Source organism: Amphritea sp. HPY, assembly GCF_050870985.1.
In the GTDB taxonomy this organism is placed as follows: Bacteria; Pseudomonadota; Gammaproteobacteria; order Pseudomonadales; family Balneatricaceae; genus Amphritea.
This window is the reverse complement of sequence record NZ_CP194015.1, coordinates 1645293-1664179: the sequence shown is the minus strand read 5'-3', so window position 1 is coordinate 1664179 and position 18887 is coordinate 1645293. Positions and strand designations below refer to the sequence as shown.

The following is an 18887-nucleotide window of genomic DNA, read 5'->3' as shown; positions in this document are numbered from 1 at the left end:
ATAAGGATGTTCGAAAAACTCAAAAATGCATGGCAGTCCCGCTCTACTCTGGGGGATGAAAAGCTTCAAAAACAGGAGCTGGACTTTTTGCCGGCGGCCCTGGAAATACAGGAACGGCCACCCCATCCGCTGGGGCGCATAACCGCCTGGTTACTGATAGTTTTGTTTACTGTCGGAATAATATGGGCTTGTTTTGGTCAGGTTAATATCGTGGCAACGGCCGAAGGTAAGATAGTTCCTTTCGGTCAGGTTAAGCAGATTCAGCCGTATGAGAGAGGTGTGGTGGCAGAGATTCTGGTCGCCGAGGGGCAAGTGGTGAAACAGGGCGAGCCACTTATTATTCTCGATCGTACTCAGACAGCTGCAGATCTGCACCGCCTTAGCCTGGAGGTTCATCAGAACCGTATCAATGCAGAGCGTATGCGCTATTTCGTGGCGTTGCTAACCGAGCAGTTTAAATCTGGCGCTATCCCGCTGATCGATTGGCCCGAGGGTATTTCAGCTGCTGAAAAGTCTACACAAAGTTCTCTTTTGAAGCAGCAGATAGCCGGCTTTCGTGCTGAGTTGTCCCGGCTTGATCAGCGCATACTGGATAAGGCTGCTGAGCGGGATATGAATGGTGCTGTGATCAGTAAGTTACAATCGACGCTTCCTTTAATTGCTCAGCGAGTGGATGCGTTAAGCTCTTTGATGGCGAAGAAGATGGCAGCCCGGGTTCAGTTTCTTGAACTTGAGCAGGAGCGGGTTGAGCAAAAACACGATCTGGTGGCTTCAAAGGCTCGTAATGTACAGCTTGATGCTCAGCTGGAAGAGTTGCGTCAGCAACAGGAGTCTCTTATTGCGCAAACCCGTAGTGAGAATCTGCAGCAGCTGATAGAGCTTGATCGCCAATTCGCGTCTATGTCTGAAGAGTTGAATAAGGCGCGTGATCTGAATCGTAAGCAGGTGTTGTTAGCGCCGGTTAATGGTGTAGTTCAGGAGCTTGCGGTGCATACCGTTGGTGGCGTTGTAACCCCTGCGCAGCAGTTGATGAAGATAATTCCTGAGAATCAGCAGTTGATGGTTGAGGCATGGCTTGAGAATAAGGATATTGGCTTTGTCCATCAGGGGCAGAATTCAGAAATTAAGGTGCATACTTTTCCATTTACTAAATATGGAATTATCGAAGCCCGGGTAGATAACGTATCTAGCGATGCGGTAGCCGATGAGAAGCGCGGTCTGATTTACAAAACGCGATTGTTGATGGATAAAAAAGCACTTTGGGTCGATGGTCGTGAGGTTGATCTGGTGCCCGGTATGAGTGTCACTGCCGAAGTTAAAACCGGTAAGCGGTACCTGATTGAGTTTATCCTCACGCCGCTGTTACGGTATAAGAATGAGAGTGCAAGGGAGCGCTGAGGAGAAGTAAACACAGAGGTTATGTGTTTTATCGTTGGTTTCGAAGCATATATTGCAAGAGAAGAAGGTCCGGTTGGATAAGGCTGAGTTATATGAGTCGACAGTCGGTAAATAAAATCGCGAATGGATTCGGCGAGATCTGATATTGAGATCGATACTCAGGCTGGTTCTGTTCAGGCATATTGTCGTCTAGGCGGCAGGGTAAACACAAGGAGACAAAGTGATGTCTGACTATGATAAAAAGCAGCGGGACGCGTTGATAGTTCAGTCTGCGATTATGCAAGACCCGTTATCGGGTCTGGTGCAGGGTGCTGATTCCTCAGCAAAAATCTATACCGGAGGCGTGAGTCTCACTGAGCAGGTTGAGATAGAGCCAGCGGGAGCGTCGGTGCTGTCTTCTTCAGATCTTGCTGTTAGTGCATCGCAACGTGCTGAATCGATCGTTGCAGGCTCGCAGGATGCTGATCTGTCTGTTACCGGGGTCGTAAGCAGTGTTGTGGCTAAGCCTGTTGTTGGTACGGCTTCTGTATCAGCAGCAAGTGCAGCCGATACGGTTGCCTCTTCTGCGCCTTCATTTCCAGGGATGGGGGAGGTAATTGAAGGTACTGAGAATGATGATACGCTGCGCGGTACTGTAAATAATGACTTTATTTTCGGTTACGGTGGTAATGATCGTATCTTCGGTGATGCCGGGCATGATTCTATTGATGCTGGCGACGGTGATGATTTTGTCCGCGGCGATGACGGCAACGATATCATTTACGGCGGTGCGGGTAATGATACTCTGCACGGCGGTAACGGAATCGACAGTATCTATGGCGGTACCGGTAACGATACCCTGAACGGTGGTGATGGTTTTGATCTGCTCTACGGTGAGGAGGGTGATGATACTCTGAATGCATCACTGGGTAATGATTACCTCGATGGCGGTGACGGTCAGGACCTGTTGAACGGTAGTGTGGGTATTGATGAGTTGCACGGCGGGGAGGGGGATGACCGGGTGTTTGGTAATGCCGGTAATGACTCAGTTCACGGTGACGGCGGTAATGATATTCTGGCTGGTGGGGGCGGTAATGACGAGACCTTCGGTGGCGACGGAGACGACATTCTGTTTGATGGTGAAGGCCATAACTATATGGATGGCGGTGCCGGAGATGACACGATCACAATCACCCGGATCGATGGCCTGATTAACGTCTTTAATAATACTATTATCGGCGGCACTGGAAACGACCGGCTTGAAGGCTGGACCGGCAGTGATACCTACCTGTTTGCGCGGGGTGATGGCCACGACGTTATCAATGATGATAATACTGCTGGCTATAACACTATCGATCGGCTGATACTGTCCCCTGAAATCAGCGTTGATGATGTTGCTTTCTCGGCGCAGGGTGATCATGTTCTGCTGACGATTAATAATGCCAATGGCCCGGCCGACAGTATACTGATCGAAAATATGCTGGGTCATGATGGTTACTGTATCGAATTTATCGAGTTTGGTGACAGCACGGTGATACCTTGTCACGAGGTGATCGATAAGCTGATCAATCATCCCCCGGAGATGAATATTGAGCTGCCGGACCTTATTCGTGATAAGGGTGACTCGTTCAGCTGGACTATTCCCACGGATACTTTTATCGATCCTGATGGCGATGCGCTGACCTACTCAATAAAGCAGAGTAATGGTGAAGAGCTGCCGGACTGGCTTATTTTTAATGCGGTAACCGGTAAGTTAAAGGGTAATGTCCCCGCAGGTTTTGAGCCGGGTGCTTTAGAATTACTGGTTGCAGCCACCGATGCTGGTGGTCTGTCGGTGTCCGATGATTTTGTGCTTGGGCTGAATGAAGCATCTAAAAAGATTAACGGCAACCGGCGTCGTAACAAGTTGAGTGGTGATGATAGCGCTGAATTCATCAATGGCAAAGGTGGCAACGATAAGCTCCAGGGCGGCTTTGGCAATGATACTCTGGTTGGCGGAAATGGCACCGATGTTCTGAAAGGTGATGACGGTAACGATCTGTTAGTGGGTGGTTCCGGTAATGATCGTCTGGAAGGTGGCTATAACCGCGATGCGCTGAGTGGTGGAGTTGGTTCAGACTCTCTGAATGGCGGCGAAGGCAATGATGTCCTGTTTGGTGGTGACGGTAACGATACCCTGCGCGGCGGTTACGGTTACGACAAGCTTTCCGGTGGTAACGGTGACGATACTCTGGCTGGTGAGTCAGCTGCGGATGAGCTGCTGGGAGGTGCCGGTAATGATGAGTTATACGGCGGTGGTGGCAGTGATACCTATATTTTCCGTGCCGGTGACGGTGCCGACATAGTGCTCGATGAAGAGCGTCTGAGCACCGATAAAGATGTCTTTAGCTTCAACGATATCGATGCGACTGATCAATTATGGTTCAGCCGAAATGACGACACTTTATTGGTCAACGTTGTTGGTACTGACGACCAGATCGAGATCCAGGATTGGTATCACAGTGATAATATCTACAAGATTGAAGAGATTAATATTAACGGTGCAACCATTACCGATTCCGGCGTTGAAGCGCTGGTGCAGGCGATGGCATCCTTTGACGTGCCAGCCGGCATTGGTGGAGTGGTGTCGGATGATGCCAGGCAGCAGCTTGAGCCGATTCTGGCACAACATTGGTCAGCCTGATTAGTGTGCTCTGATGTTAAAAAAAAGCCCGCTCTGAGAGCGGGCTTTTTATTAATGGTGCCGGTAGCTAACCAGTATTAGTTCATGTCTGGGATATTACGGCCATAAAATATTTCGTTCATCTCTTTGTACAGACGCTCGGTAATCTCTTTCACTTCAAGCCCGGTCAGTTCTTCGGTGGTGGTGCCAAACAGGTAGGTATCCAGATTGAAATCATTCAGCAGCATCTTGGTATGGAAGATGTTTTCCTGATACACGTTTACATCGACCATCTGGTACTGGTCACGGATATCCTGGCTGATAAAGTTTTGGATAGAATTGATGTCGTGATCAATATAGTGCTTAACACCCTGTACATCGCGGGTGAAGCCGCGGACCCGGTAATCCATGGTAACAATATCCGATTCAAGTTTATGAATCAGGTAGTTCAACGCTTTTAGTGGCGAAATAATGCCGCAGGTAGAGACTTCAATGTCCGCCCTGAAAGTGCAGATGCCATGATCGGGGTGCGCTTCCGGATAGGTGTGCACGCAGATGTGGCTCTTGTCCAGGTGAGCCACAACGGAGTCGGGCAGTGGGCCTGGCTTTTCAGTGGTATCTACTTTTTCTGAATCTTTTAGAGGCTCTTCGGCAACCAGGATGGTTACGCTGGCGCCTTGTGGCTCATAGTCCTGGCGGGCAATATTCAACACCGTAGCGCCGATGATTTCACAGGCTTCGGATAGTATTTCGGTCAGGCGATCGGCACTGTATTGTTCGTCGATATACTCGATATATTCCGCTTTCTGCTCTGCGGTGTTGGCGTAGCATACGTCGTAGATACAGAAGCTAAGGCTCTTGGTAAGATTGTTAAAGCCCTGTAGCTTGATTTTTCCGTTGGTAGGCAACTTCGTAAACTCCAAATAAGAAGCCGACATAAAGCTATTGCGCTTGACCATAGTGCGTTAAAAGCCTGATCAAAGTGCTCATTTACTAGAGTAAACTCCGCTTTTGCTCAGGCTTTTGCCTTCTCTGATCTGCGCTCATAACGCTTTCTGGCGACTTCAGCATAGCCGGTTGGAAAATAAAGGGCGGATTTTAGATGAGAATCTGTCTGAGAAAAAGAGAAATATTTGCAATATTAACCGGACGTGGCAGAGCGAATGGGTAAGCGGTATCGACTAATCTTGCTGTTTTAGCCAGTCGGCAATAGTGGGAGCGACTTCCTGCTGAGACCTGCCGGATACGAACACGCCTATATGCCCTGAAGCGATCTCATACTCGGTGTAATCTGAGCTGCTGGTCAGGCCTTTAAGTGCTCGGGAGGCATCGGGTGGCACAAGGTGATCGAAACTGCCAAATACATTCAAAATAGGCTGGCTAATCTGTTTCAGATCGACTTTTCTGTTGCCGGCGGTGATCTGGCCATTCAAAAAGCCATTCTGCTTAAAGAACTGCTGCACAAATTGGCGGAACATCTCGCCAGCCTGGTCTGGGCTGTCATAGATCCATTTTTCCATGCGCAGGAAGTTAAGGGCCGAGGCCTGGTCTTTAAGCTGCTGCGGAATATTAAGATTTTTCTGGATACCTAAACGCATCGGCATCAGGGAGTTGTAAGCGTCATTAAGCATGGCGCCTGGGATATTGCCGTAGGTTTCGACCGCAAGGTCGACATCGATCTGTTGGGCCAGGTGGCTGAGCATATTGTCCGGAGTCTGAAAATCTACCGGGGTGACCATAGTCACAATGTTTTTAATCTTGTCAGGATTCAGAGCGGTATAACACAGACTAAGCGCGCCGCCCTGGCAGATTCCCAGCAGGTTGATCTGTTGCTGACTGCTGTACTGTAGTACCTGGTCGACGCAGTTGCTGATGTAACAGTTGATATAGTCATCCATATCCAGATAACGATCAGCGGCATCCGGGTAGCCCCAGTCGATCAGATAAACGTCGATACCCAGTTCAAGCAGGCGCTTGACAAAGGATCGTTGCGGATCCAGATCAACCATGTAGGGTCGGTTAACCAGGGCGTAGCAGATAAGCAATGGGGTTTTACAGCGTTTACGGCCTGGGGTCTTTTCTGCGTGATAGTGGTATAGCTTTAGCTTGTCTTCGCTATAGATAATGTCTTTGGTAGTCTGACCAACCTGAACTTCACCCAGGTCTTGCAGAGTGTTATAGCTTTGTACCAGCTTTTCGCTGAACTGGCTCAGCTCAGCGGCGACATTTTCCGGGGTGAAATTAATACCGCTCACAGGTCTAACTCCGTTTCCTGGAGGTTTTCATTTTATTGTCTGCAGGAGACTGTTTTAATGCCTCTACCAGCTCGTCGATCTGTAAACGCAGTTCAGTGATCTCTTGTTGCTGCTGGCGCAACTGCTTACGCATCCTGTGTTGTTGTTTGAGAGTGCTGTTGAGTTCCTCTCGGGTAACAAAGCCGAACTCCTGTAGTTTCTTGTCGCGGATGCTGAAGGCCAGTTTGCGGACCTGCATCAAGCTATTGCTGATACGACCATGACTGGTTTGATAGCTATCGGTAAAAACAGTGTCTTTATAGGCTTTTTCGTAACAGTCAACCCACAGATTGTGCAGCGCTTTTATGCTGTCGATTTCGGTGTCATCCTGTTGCAAAATTTGTTTAAGTTCGACACCGGTTTGATTGAAGATCTGGTCATATTGCTCCAGGTATCCAATCAGGGCGTCCTGATAATCAAGCAGCGCCTGAGAAATATCCCTCATCTGCCCTGGGTTTTGTATTTGACCGAACGGCCCACTGCCAATATCAGGTGACTGAGCCAGCTGCTCTAACAGTTCCCGTAACGGAATCTTTTTAACTGATTCTGCGCTGAGCGGGGTGCTTTTGATCAGCGAGGCAAAAGGCTCCGGCAGGTTCCACTGCTTTCCCAGCATTTCATTGCATTGCTGTTGCATATACTTCTGAAAACGTTCTGCAAATTGCTCTGCATTAAAATCAGCTGGATCTGGCTTGAGCAATGATTCAGAGAATACGGTGTAATGTTCGGACTGACGTTTAACGAGGTTCAGCAGTTCCGCCTGCTGTTCCGACAAGTCAGGGAAGCTTTGCCCGTCAAAGCCGCTCATAAATTTTTGCCACTGCTCGTTACCTTGAGGGGTAATGCCCTGAGCAATGTCCTGCCAGCGCTGTAGCTGTTCCTTCAGCCAGTATTCAGCGCCTGTGTCAGAGCGGTCGGTCATGATCTGTTCCTATACATGATAAGTGTTGATTATATTAAAGAACTGCATCGGGTTTATGAACCCTTTTATTCAATCTCATTGCTGCGAGGCGCGTTGTAGCAGGTCGATAAAATGCCGTGCGGCATTACTCAGGGTGCGTTCACGATGGACGATATAACCCAGTTCGCGGATTACTGGTGGCGTGTCAGCTTTGAGCACTGTGAGGCCGTTCTTAGTCATTGTTTCAGGCAGCAGGGACCAACCCAGGCCGATCTCCACCATCATGCGGATGGTATCCAGGTAGTTGGTTGACATAGCGATGTCGGGGCTCAGGCCAAGTTCAGAAAACTGATGTTCAGCTATCTGGCGGGTAAACGTGGTACTGCCCGGTAATATAGCGGGGTAGCCGGTTAGCTGTTCAAGGGATACTGTTTTTAGTTGAGCCAGGGGGTGATCCGGTGCGACAACGTAACGTAACCGGTCCTGCCAGATAGTTTGGGGCAGAATCCTGGCATCCGGATGGGGCGACAATGTGATCAGGGCTATCTCAAGATTACCTTTAAGAACGTTATCGTAGGCGATCTCGGATTCATCAAAACGCAGGTCCAGAGTCACTTGCGGGCATTCGCTGGCAAACTGACGCAAAATAGGCGGCAAGCGGTGCAGGCTGATATGGTGACTGGCGGCAATTGAAAGAGTGCCACCAATTTCGCCGCTCAGGTTATTCAGCGAGCGGCGTGCGTCAGTCAGTTCCATTAGAATGCGACGGGCACGGGGCAGCAGATCCTGGCCCGCTTCAGTCAGATTGGTGCTGCGGCCGATGCGGTCAAACAGGCGGCTGTCGAGTTGCTGCTCCAATATCGATATACGTTTGCTGATCGCCGACTGGGTGAGGAACATCTGCTCGGCTGCACGGGAAAATGAGCTGGTTTCGGCAACAGTAACAAAGGCCTGTAATGAGCTGGTATCCATAAGTTATTCCTGAGTAAGATCTAACAAGACTATCTATTCCTAATTGGAATGCAAAGCATAAAAATTATGAATTTGTTTTCTGCGGGCTGGTGCCTTAGGATGGCGAGATATAAAAAGGGTCGACAAAATATCGGCCGCTTAGTTACACAGTGAGGTGAGTTCCCATGGCTGGACAGACATTATACGACAAACTTTTTGAGTCCCATCTGGTACGGACCAATGAAGATGGTAGTTCCCTGATCTACATCGATCGCCAGGTACTTCACGAAGTTACTTCGCCGCAGGCATTTGAAGGTCTGCGGATAGCGGGTCGTAAGCCGTGGCGTATCGATGCCAATATAGCTACTCCGGATCATAACGTACCGACTACTGAACGTTCCGGTGGTGTGGATATGATCGTTGATCCTGTATCCAAGATTCAGGTTAAAACGCTGGATGCGAATTGTGATGAGTTCGGTATTCTGGAATTCAAGATGAACGATCACCGTCAGGGCATCGTTCATGTTATGGCGCCGGAGCAGGGCGCTATTCTGCCGGGTACCACTGCAGTATGTGGCGATTCTCATACTGCAACCCTGGGTGCGCTGGGTGCGTTGGCTCATGGTGTAGGCACCTCAGAAGTTGAGCACGTGTTGGCTACTCAGTGTCTGATCACCAAGAAGATGAAGAACATGCTGGTGCGTGTTGATGGTGAGCTGGGTGTCGGTGTTACGCCGAAAGATGTTGTATTGCATGTCATCGGCGTGATCGGAACTGCTGGTGGTACCGGCTATGCGATTGAGTTTGGTGGTGATGTATTCCGCGCAATGTCGATGGAAGGTCGTATGACCGTTTGTAACATGGCGATCGAAGCAGGTGCCCGGGTTGGTCTGGTGTCAGTTGATCAAATCACTATTGATTACTTTGAAGGCCGCCCGTTTGCACCTAAGGGTGAACAGTGGGATGCCGCTGTCGCTGAGTGGCAGGGCCTGATATCTGATGCTGATGCTCAATTTGATGAAGTGGTTGTTGTTAATGCTGCTGATATTGAACCGCAGGTCACCTGGGGTACTTCGCCGGAGATGGTGGTTGGGGTATCTGGACAGGTGCCGAATCCGGCTGCTGAAACTGAACAGGTGAAGATCGACGGTATTAATCGTGCGTTACAGTACATGGGCCTTGCTGCTGACCAGAAAATTACCGATATCAAACTGGATCGGGTGTTTATCGGTTCCTGTACTAATTCCCGTATCGAAGACCTGCGTGATGCAGCCAGGGTAGTTGAGGGTCGCCAGGTTGCTGATAACATTATCCAGGCGCTGGTGGTGCCAGGTTCAGGTCTGGTAAAAGCACAGGCAGAAGAGGAAGGGCTGGACAAGATCTTTATCGCTGCCGGTCTGGAATGGCGTGAGCCTGGTTGTTCTATGTGCTTGGCAATGAACCCGGATAAGCTGGGCAATGGTGAGCACTGTGCGTCTACCTCTAACCGAAACTTCGAGGGCCGTCAGGGTTTCGGTGGTCGTACCCATCTGGTCAGCCCTGCAATGGCTGCAGCAGCGGCTGTAACTGGCCACTTTATCGATGTGCGTGAGTTGATTAAATAAGGTATCGGAGAGCGACATGAATAAGTTTACATTGCACACAGGTATCGCCGCGCCGATGGATCGGGCTAATATTGATACCGATATGATTATTCCTAAGCAGTTCCTGAAATCGATCAAGCGGTCCGGTTTTGGTAAGAACCTGTTTGATGAGCTGCGCTATCAGGATGAAGGTCAACCGGATCAGGATTGCGCGGGTCGCCCGTTAAATGAAGAGTTTGTCCTGAATAAGTCTCGCTATCAGGGTGCCAGTGTGCTGCTGGCCCGTGAGAACTTCGGCTGCGGTTCAAGCCGTGAACACGCGCCATGGGCGCTGGATGATTACGGATTCCGCTCGGTTATTGCGCCTAGCTTTGCTGAGATATTCTACAATAACTGCTTTAAGAATGGTCTGCTGCCAATCGTGCTTAGCGATGCGCTGGTGGATCAGCTGTTTACTGAAGTCGCCGCCACTGACGGTTATCAGCTCAGTATTGATCTTGAGCGTCAGGTTGTTGTTACCCCATCCGGTGAAGAGATGGCGTTTGAGATTGATGATTTCCGTAAGCACTGCCTGCTGAATGGTCTTGATGATATCGGCCTGACGTTGCAGCATGGTGATGATATCCGTGCTTATGAAGAGAAACGTCGTCAGCAAGCGCCGTGGCTATTTGACGCAATTAAATAATTGCGTTGGCAAAAATATTGAATTCAGACTGCAGAGCGGGCTTTGCAGTCTACGTTATAGGAAACTGAATAATGTCTAAGAATGTACTGATTTTGCCGGGTGATGGCATTGGTCCTGAAATTGTTGCTCAGGCGCGCCGGGTGCTGGATCTGGTAAACGAGCAGGACAATCTGGGTCTGGAGTTGTCTGAGGCGCTGGTGGGTGGTTCTGCCATCGATGCGGATGGCGTACCTTTGCCGGAATCCACCCTTGCTGCAGCGAAAGCCGCCGATGCTATTTTGCTGGGTGCGGTAGGTGGGCCAAAGTGGGATACCAATCCTGACTTCCAGATCCGTCCTGAAAAAGGCTTGCTGGGTATCCGCTCTAACCTGGGACTGTTCGGTAACCTGCGGCCTGCAATCCTGTATCCACAGCTGGCCGATGCTTCGTCACTGAAGCCGGAGCTTGTTGCTGGTCTGGATATCTTGATTGTGCGCGAACTGACCGGTGGTATTTACTTCGGCCAGCCACGTGGTATCCGTGAGAAAGAGGGTGGTGTTCGCGAAGGATATAATACCTACGTATACGATGAAAATGAGATCCGTCGTATAGGTCGTGTGGCATTTGAAGCGGCTCGCGCCCGTGATAAGCGTTTGTGCTCTGTCGATAAGGCTAACGTATTGGAAGTAACAGTGCTGTGGCGTGAAATAATGGAGGAGCTGGCTAAGGAATACCCTGATGTTGAGCTTAGCCATATGTACGTTGATAACGCTGCGATGCAGCTGATTCGTGCACCGAAGCAGTTTGATGTGATGGTAACCGGTAATATGTTTGGCGATATTCTGTCTGATGCGGCAGCGATGCTGACCGGGTCTATCGGTATGCTGCCTTCAGCTTCACTGGATGTTGATGGCAAAGGTATGTACGAGCCTTGTCATGGTTCAGCGCCTGATATTGCAGGCCAGGGCCTGGCTAATCCCCTGGCAACTATTCTGTCTGCGGCAATGATGCTGAGATATTCTCTGAATGCCGGTGAAACCGCAGACCGTATCGAAACTGCAGTAAGTAATGTGCTGGATCAGAACCTGCGTACCGGTGATATATGGTCTGAGGGTATGCAGAAAGTCTCTACTGCAGAGATGGGCGATGCGGTAGTTGCAGCTCTGACAGCGTAAAGCTTTTGAATGTCGTGATTGGCCTGGTCGATAGCTTAATTACGATAGTCTAAGTGAAGGAAATGTTGCATAATTAATGGGCTCCGGGGTGTCCGGAGCCATGACAAGCTGCCGCAGATGATTGTGGCGGCTTTGTTGTTTCTAATTTCTGAGTTTTTGGTGGAACAGATGAAGCGTGTAGGTTTCGTAGGTTGGCGCGGAATGGTGGGTTCCGTGCTGATGCAGCGCATGATGGAAGAACGTGATTTCGATCAAATCGAAGAGCCGGTCTTCTTCACAACATCCCAGGTAGGTCAGGCAGGTCCGGATATCGGTAAAGATATTCCTGCGCTGAAAGATGCGACATCCATTGCAGATCTGAAACAGATGGATGCCATTATTTCCTGTCAGGGTGGTGACTACACGAAACAGGTTTACGGCGCACTCCGTGAAGCGGGCTGGAATGGCTACTGGATCGATGCGGCGTCTTCCTTGCGGATGTCTGATGATGCGATCATCGTTCTCGATCCGGTTAACATGAATGTTATCAAAGATGGTCTGGCAAAGGGTGTTAAAACCTATGTTGGCGGTAACTGTACCGTATCGCTGATGCTGATGGGTCTCGGTGGCTTGTTTAACGCGGGTCTGATTGAGTGGATGACCTCCATGACCTATCAGGCTGCGTCTGGTGGTGGCGCACGTCATATGCGTGAACTGATCTCCCAGATGGGTGTGATTAAAGATTCAGTTTCTGCTGATCTTAATAACCCTGCCAGTGCGATCCTGAATATCGACCGTCAGGTTGCTGAGACTATTCGTTCCGATGCGATGCCGACTGATAACTTTGGCGTACCTCTGGCTGGCTCCCTGATCCCCTGGATAGATACCAAACTGGATAATGGTCAGAGCCGTGAAGAGTGGAAGGCTTTTGCCGAAACGAACAAGATTCTGGGATTAAGTGACAGTCCGATCCCAATCGATGGCACTTGTGTCAGAATCGGTGCGATGCGGTGTCACAGCCAGGCGTTTACAATTAAGCTGAAGCAGAATGTGCCAATGGATGAGATCGAGGCCATGATTGCTGAAGGCAATCAATGGGCTAAGGTGATACCAAACGAGCGTGATATCACTGCTCAGGAGCTGACGCCGGCAAAGATTACCGGGACTCTGAATGTACCTGTAGGACGCTTGCGTAAAATGAATCTGGGTGATGAATACCTGAATGCATTCAGCGTAGGTGATCAGTTATTGTGGGGGGCTGCTGAGCCTCTGCGACGTATGCTGCGGATCTTGCTGCAGGACTGATAATTAAAGGACTTTAAGACCGGCCATCTGGCCGGTTTTTTTATTGTCGCTTGAAGCTGATGCAGATCAAATAAGTATTAAGTTGCGCAAATCGCAGTTGATAGGGTTTGATACTACCCAAGTTAGGTAATCTTGTTTGTTTAACTGAACTAAAAGCTACGGTTTGATGCTATTTTTAACCAAGATAGACGCATAAATGCTTAAAATATAAATGAAAAACTGCTCAGAGGTTGGCTGTTGCACGAATGTTTGGGGCTGCAGTAGTTATTAAAGCCGGTTAATTAGGCTGTTTGTCTAGCGTTTCGGGGCTTTTGGGCTGTTGATTAAACGCAGGTTTTAATGAATACTCTGGTGGTTGAAACTGGATACGTAACTTTCTGAATACTTAAGCTTTTTACTGCAATTCAGAAACCGGGGATATAAGGAAGCAAAAATATGCTGCGCAAATTAGCCCTTAGCTTGGCGATTGCTGGTGCACTAGGAATCTCCAATGCAAATGCGCTTGGACTCGGCGAAATTCGAATTAAATCTGCTTTGAATGAGCCGCTCCAGGCGGAAATTCAATTGTTGCAGATGCGCGAACTCGATCCGCAACAGGTTCAGCCTCGAATGGCTAATATTGATGAGTTTGCATTGGCAGGTATCGAGAAGTTACGTTTCTTGTCTGATGTGCATTTTGAGGTAAAGCCCGGTGCAGCAGGTCGGGGGACTATCATAATGACCTCCTCTGCGCCTGTGAAAGAGCCATTCCTGAATTTTCTGGTTGAAGTAAATTGGCCGAGTGGTCGGCTGGTGCGTGAATATACCGTACTGCTGGATCCGCCGGTATATGATCCGACACCCCGAACCACCGCTGTTCAGCCCGCCCAAAGCCAATCGGTAGCGACGCCATCAACCATTACTGCGCAGCCACTATCTGCCAGTGCGCCGCTGGATAATATCAAGACCCGTGTGAATCCGCAGAGCCAGATCTATGTTGACGTAAATGATACGTTATGGAATCTGGCTAAGAAATATAAGCCGGCTGCCAATATCACTGAAGCGCAGATGATGCTTGCGTTGCAGCGTAAAAACCCCTCCGCATTTGCTAATAATAATGTTAATCAGCTGAAGGCTGGTGTCGTACTTGATATTCCCACTTTGGATGAAGCCAGAGAGCTGACTCAGAAGCAGGCTAATGAAGAGTTTTGGCGTCAGACGGGTGTCTGGAAGCAGGGAGCTGTTGCCACCCAGCCGAAAGGGGCGCAACTGGATGCTAGTGCCGGTAAGGAGCAAGCATCTGAAAAAAAGGGATCTGAAGTTGCCAGCAGTTCGGCTCAGGGGCAGCTGAAAATCGTCTCGGCGGCACAGCAGAAGGATGCTGAGTCAGGCGCCGTAACCGATCAGGCAGCCGACACGGAAGTTACAAAGGAAAATGCTGCTTTACTTGAAAAAAACCAGCAGCTTGAAACCGAACTTGCCAGCGCGCTCGAAACGGTCGACATGATTCAGCGCGAAAACGAAGAGATTGCCGGGCGTGTTGACAGTCTGGCTGAGCAGATGACAAGTCTGCAGCGCTTGTTAGAAATTAAAGACAACCAGATAGCAGAACTGCAAGCTGAGTTGGATGCTGCAAAAAAACAACCGTTGGTAACCCCGCCTGCTCAGCAGTCGCAGAAGAAGGGGTTGCTTGAAGAGTTTGGCATATATATAGCGGGCGCTGCTGCGGCTGTTGTCGCTTTGTTAGTCGCGTTGTTGTTTTTCGTCATGGGGCGTCGCAGAAAGCAGGATAAGGAAGAAACCGAGGCGGCTGATTCCGAAGAAATAGCTGCGCTGGTCGATCTGCCAGAAGAGATCGAAGAAGACGTTGCTGAAGAGCTTGTAGCTGATACTGATGAAGGGGTATCAGAGGTAGAGCCGGAAGAGATCGAGGTTGATGAGCTTAGTGATCTGGTTGATGAAGATCTTGATGATCTCAGCGATCTGGATCTGGACCTCGAAATGGATCTTGAGGAAGTAGCTCCAGGTGTTGATGACGTCATTGATGCTGAAGAGTTTGATCTTGGTCTTGAAGACGACGTTTCGGAGATTGATCAGTCGGTGGCTGATGAGACGCTTGAATCAACAGACGATGAGCAGATTGATGATGCGCTTGATTCAATTCTTGGTGAGGATGCTGAGTCTCTCGACCTGAATGAAGTCAGTGAAGTGGATGATATTGAAGATCTGCTGAGTTCTGTTGAGAGTGCGGAGTCAGTTAATGAGGAAGAGCTCGATGATGAGTTAGCCTTTGATATTCAGCCGCTTAACGATGATGTCGTAGACTCCGTAGTAGAGGACGATAGTCTCGCGGATCTCAGCGACGAAGCTGAGCTTGATTTTAATCTTGAAGCTGACCTTGAAGTAGAGCCTGAAGAAGAGCTTGCGGGTGAGATTGAGGAAGTCGCCGATGCGACAACTCTGCCAGAGATTGAGGATGAGCCTGAAGAGCTACCTGATCTTGATGAGTTATTTGGTGGTGATTTAGAAGTCACAGAAACACTTGATAACGAAGATGGCTCTTTAGTTGATTCAGAAGATGAGCTGGCTGATCTGGATGATCTGCTTGGCGGTGCAGTTGATACCGTCGAAGAAGCTGGTTCAGAAGCTGCAGAGGTAGATGAGATCTCTGATCTGGATGAGCTGCTGGGCACAGATCAGGAGTCCGATCTGGATCTGTCGGTTGAAGACGAAATCGCTGACCTTGATGAGTTGCTGGGTGGTTCTGAAGAGATTGCTGCAGAGGCTGATCAGCCGGTTCTGGCTGATGATAATGAACTACACCCAGAGCTGGAGCAGCTGCTTGATGGCGTTGCTGATGATGTTGTTCTGGAAGAGTTGGATATTTCAGCTGAGCCTGACTCAATGAATGATCTCGAGGCGTCGATCAGTCATGATCTGGATGCAGAGCTTGATTCTGAACTTGAGGACCTTCTGTCTGGTGCCGGTGATAGCGACATCTCTCTGAGTGAAGATGATGGGGTGGATGATGGCAGCTTTGATGGTCTGAATCTTCTCGAGGGCGCTGACGAAGTTGAGACTAAGCTTGATCTGGCCCGTGCCTATATCGACATGGAAGATCTTGATGGGGCTAAAGATATCCTGCAGGAGATTATCAAGGAAGGCAGCGATACTCAGCAGCAAGAAGCAAACACATTAATCGATTCACTTACTAATTAAGATCTAATCCGATGCAACAACGGGATGATACCCAGCAAGGGGCGACTACGGTCGCCCCTGATCGTTCAGAAAAAAGCCCTTCAGAATTCAGTCGTTACGCCCTCTGTGTAGAATATGCAGGCGGGAACTACCGTGGCTGGCAAACTCAGAAAGAGAAAGATGTACCAACGGTTCAGGAAACGGTTGAGGCGGCACTTTCAAAAATTGCCAATGAACCTATATCGGTAATCTGTGCAGGTCGTACCGATGCCTGTGTCAGTGGTACTTATCAGATTATCCATTTTGATACGACGGCTGAGCGTAATTTACGCGGCTGGGTCATGGGTACCAATACTCAGTTACCTGATGATATTGCTATCAGGTGGGCGAAGCCGGTCGATAACAGTTTTCATGCCCGTTTTTCAGCTTTGGAGCGGCGCTATCGTTATCTGATTTACAGCTCGCCGGTAAAGCCGGCCTTGTTATCTAAAGGTGTTACCTGGACGCACAAAAAACTGGATATCAGTGCCATGCAGGAAGCTACCAAGTATCTTCTGGGGGAGCATGATTTTTCATCGTATCGGGCAATAGCCTGTCAGGCTAAGAGTCCGGTCAGGGAAGTGCGGGCTATGAATATTTATACTGCAGGCGAGCTGATCGTAATTGATGTCAGGGCTAACGCCTTTCTTCATCATATGATTCGTAATTTTGCCGGAGTACTGATGACCATCGGTGCAGGAGAGGCTAAGCCTGTGTGGGCAAAAGAGGTTCTCGAAGCCCGGGACCGTACTCAGGGCGGGATAACGGCACCGCCTTACGGGCTGTATTTTGTTGATGTTAAGTACCCTGAAGAATATGAGCTGCCAAAATCTCAGCTTGGGCCCTATTTCCTGATGCAAAACGGTTAACCTACCGGGCTGCGATCTGTTAGTATTACCGATCTTCAGTGCAATAAGATCCAAGTGATTATCAAGTGAACAATACGCGCGTAAAAATCTGTGGTATTACCCGGTTACAGGATGCACAGGCTGCGGTAGCTGCTGGTGCCGATGCACTGGGTTTCGTCTTCTATGAACCGAGTCCGCGCTATGTAGAACCCGCGACAGCCGCCGACATAATCGCTCAGTTGCCGCCATTTGTTACGACTACCGCACTGTTCGTTAATGAGACCGCCGAAAATGTGTCAGCTGTTGCTGAATTGACGCAGATTGATCTGCTGCAGTTTCATGGCGACGAGAGTCCGGAGTACTGCAGCCAATTTTCGCGACCTTACTTTAAGGCCCTGCGTATGTCGCCAGGGCTGGATGTTAACGCAGAAACAAAGCGTTACAGTAGCGCTAAAGCGATACTGCTGGACGCTTATCGTGCCGGAGTTCCGGGAGGAACCGGCGAAGCATTTGACTGGGATCGCATTCCCGCTGATCTGGATAAACCGCTGATTCTGGCGGGAGGTCTGGATCAGGAAAATGTGCATCAGGCCATTACTCAGGTTCGTCCTTTTGCTGTTGATGTCAGCGGCGGGGTAGAGAAAAGTAAAGGTCTTAAAGACAGATCAAAAATAACATTATTTATGAAAGAGGTGGCTCGTGCCAACTAAAGCTGATCTTGCAATAGCAAAGCAGATGCCCGATGAAGGAGGCCATTTTGGCGACTTCGGTGGCCGTTATGTGTCTGAAACCCTGATGGCTGCTCTCCAGCAGCTGGAACAGACCTACGAGAAGCTTTGGCGGGATCCATCCTTTCAGGCTGAATTTGACCGCGACCTGGCTCACTATGTAGGCCGCCCATCTCCCCTGTATCATGCTGAGCGTCTCTCGGCTGAACTGGGTGGTGCACAGATCTACCTGAAGCGGGAAGACCTAAACCATACCGGCGCGCATAAGGTAAATAATACTATCGGACAGGCGTTGCTGGCAAAGCATACCGGTAAGCCAAGGGTTATCGCTGAAACTGGTGCTGGCCAGCATGGCGTTGCTACGGCGACTGTTGCTGCCCGTCTGGGGCTTGAGTGTCAGGTTTATATGGGCATCGAGGATGTTCGTCGTCAGGCGCTTAATGTTTACCGTATGAAGCTGTTGGGTGCCGAAGTAATCGCTGTTGAATCGGGTACCCGTACCTTGAAAGACGCGATGAATGAAGCGATGCGCGATTGGGTAACTAACGTCGATAACACTTTCTACATTATAGGTACTGCTGCAGGTCCGCATCCTTATCCGAAACTGGTACGTGATTTTCAGTCAATAATTGGCCGTGAAGCGCGCCAGCAGTGTCTGGATCAAGCCGGTAAGTTACCGGATGCTCTAGTCGCCTGTGTTGGTGGTGGCTCTAACGCTATCGGTTTGTTCCATCCTTTTATTGAGGATGAAGCGGTACGAATGGTTGGTGTTGAGGCGGGCGGTTACGGTATTGAAACCGGTCAGCACGCTGCGCCGTTGAGTGCGGGCCATCCAGGCGTGTTGCACGGCAACCGTACTTACCTGATGTCCGATGACGCCGGTCAGATTATCGGAACTCACTCTGTTTCAGCGGGTCTTGATTATCCGGGTGTTGGTCCGGAGCATTCTTATCTCAAGGACATTGGTCGCGCTGAATATGTTGCCATAAATGATGATGAAGCGTTGGATGCATTCCGTAAGCTGACTCAGATTGAGGGTATTATGCCTGCGCTTGAGTCCAGTCATGCTGTCGCCCACGCGATGAAGATGGCTCCGACTATGGATAAAGATCAGATTCTGCTGGTTAATCTTTCCGGCAGGGGAGATAAAGATATCCATACCGTTGCGGAAATTGATGGTATCAACGTTTAACAGCCCTGACAG

General features: G+C 49.6%; 14 protein-coding genes. 10 read left to right on the top strand and 4 right to left on the bottom strand.

The window, feature by feature from the left end; translation table 11 throughout:
• The first annotated feature begins 6 nt into the window (after nucleotides 1-6).
• Together ACQUQM_RS07505 and ACQUQM_RS07500 are read left to right on the top strand one after the other, a co-directional pair.
• The gene (locus ACQUQM_RS07505; protein WP_432473863.1) at nucleotides 7-1398 is read left to right on the top strand and encodes an HlyD family type I secretion periplasmic adaptor subunit; all 1392 of its coding nucleotides are present in this window, start codon (nucleotides 7-9) and stop codon (nucleotides 1396-1398) included.
• 223 nt (nucleotides 1399-1621) lie between these two features.
• Nucleotides 1622-4060, top strand: a complete 2439-nt coding sequence (locus tag ACQUQM_RS07500) for a putative Ig domain-containing protein (RefSeq protein ID WP_432473862.1) — start codon at nucleotides 1622-1624, stop codon at nucleotides 4058-4060.
• 77 nt (nucleotides 4061-4137) lie between these two features.
• Here ACQUQM_RS07500 and speD read toward each other — a convergent pair whose 3' ends face one another.
• From speD to ACQUQM_RS07480, 4 genes are all read right to left on the bottom strand, one after another.
• Nucleotides 4138-4947: an adenosylmethionine decarboxylase gene (speD, locus tag ACQUQM_RS07495; protein ID WP_432473861.1), complete on the bottom strand. Its 810-nt coding sequence runs from the start codon at nucleotides 4945-4947 to the stop codon at nucleotides 4138-4140.
• A gap of 273 nt (nucleotides 4948-5220) precedes the next feature.
• A complete protein-coding gene (gene phaC, locus ACQUQM_RS07490; RefSeq protein WP_432473860.1) occupies nucleotides 5221-6294 on the bottom strand; it encodes a class III poly(R)-hydroxyalkanoic acid synthase subunit PhaC in 1074 nt (357 codons plus the stop codon).
• A gap of 4 nt (nucleotides 6295-6298) precedes the next feature.
• Nucleotides 6299-7255, bottom strand: a complete 957-nt coding sequence (locus ACQUQM_RS07485; protein ID WP_432473859.1) for a poly(R)-hydroxyalkanoic acid synthase subunit PhaE — start codon at nucleotides 7253-7255, stop codon at nucleotides 6299-6301.
• A 75-nt stretch (nucleotides 7256-7330) separates the two neighbouring features.
• Nucleotides 7331-8206, bottom strand: a complete 876-nt coding sequence (locus ACQUQM_RS07480; protein WP_432473858.1) for a LysR family transcriptional regulator — start codon at nucleotides 8204-8206, stop codon at nucleotides 7331-7333.
• 164 nt (nucleotides 8207-8370) lie between these two features.
• Here ACQUQM_RS07480 and leuC point away from each other — a divergent pair, with 164 nt between their 5' ends.
• The 8 genes from leuC (at nucleotide 8371) to trpB (ending at nucleotide 18875) form a co-directional block, all read left to right on the top strand.
• Nucleotides 8371-9789 carry a 3-isopropylmalate dehydratase large subunit gene (gene leuC, locus ACQUQM_RS07475; protein ID WP_432473857.1) on the top strand — a complete coding sequence of 473 codons (1419 nt, stop codon included), beginning with the start codon at nucleotides 8371-8373 and terminating at the stop codon, nucleotides 9787-9789.
• 16 nt (nucleotides 9790-9805) lie between these two features.
• Complete coding sequence (gene leuD / locus ACQUQM_RS07470) at nucleotides 9806-10453, top strand: 3-isopropylmalate dehydratase small subunit (RefSeq protein ID WP_432473856.1); 648 nt, start codon at nucleotides 9806-9808, stop codon at nucleotides 10451-10453.
• A gap of 71 nt (nucleotides 10454-10524) precedes the next feature.
• A complete protein-coding gene (leuB, locus tag ACQUQM_RS07465; protein WP_432473855.1) occupies nucleotides 10525-11607 on the top strand; it encodes a 3-isopropylmalate dehydrogenase in 1083 nt (360 codons plus the stop codon).
• A gap of 168 nt (nucleotides 11608-11775) precedes the next feature.
• The gene (gene asd / locus ACQUQM_RS07460) at nucleotides 11776-12891 is read left to right on the top strand and encodes an aspartate-semialdehyde dehydrogenase (RefSeq protein WP_432473854.1); all 1116 of its coding nucleotides are present in this window, start codon (nucleotides 11776-11778) and stop codon (nucleotides 12889-12891) included.
• A gap of 435 nt (nucleotides 12892-13326) precedes the next feature.
• A complete protein-coding gene (locus ACQUQM_RS07455) occupies nucleotides 13327-16089 on the top strand; it encodes a FimV/HubP family polar landmark protein (protein ID WP_432473853.1) in 2763 nt (920 codons plus the stop codon).
• A gap of 11 nt (nucleotides 16090-16100) precedes the next feature.
• Nucleotides 16101-16976, top strand: a complete 876-nt coding sequence (truA, locus tag ACQUQM_RS07450) for a tRNA pseudouridine(38-40) synthase TruA (protein ID WP_432473852.1) — start codon at nucleotides 16101-16103, stop codon at nucleotides 16974-16976.
• A gap of 65 nt (nucleotides 16977-17041) precedes the next feature.
• The gene (locus ACQUQM_RS07445) at nucleotides 17042-17665 is read left to right on the top strand and encodes a phosphoribosylanthranilate isomerase (protein ID WP_432473851.1); all 624 of its coding nucleotides are present in this window, start codon (nucleotides 17042-17044) and stop codon (nucleotides 17663-17665) included.
• 25 nt (nucleotides 17666-17690) lie between these two features.
• The gene (gene trpB / locus ACQUQM_RS07440) at nucleotides 17691-18875 is read left to right on the top strand and encodes a tryptophan synthase subunit beta (protein WP_432474807.1); all 1185 of its coding nucleotides are present in this window, start codon (nucleotides 17691-17693) and stop codon (nucleotides 18873-18875) included.
• Nucleotides 18876-18887: the final 12 nt, after the last annotated feature.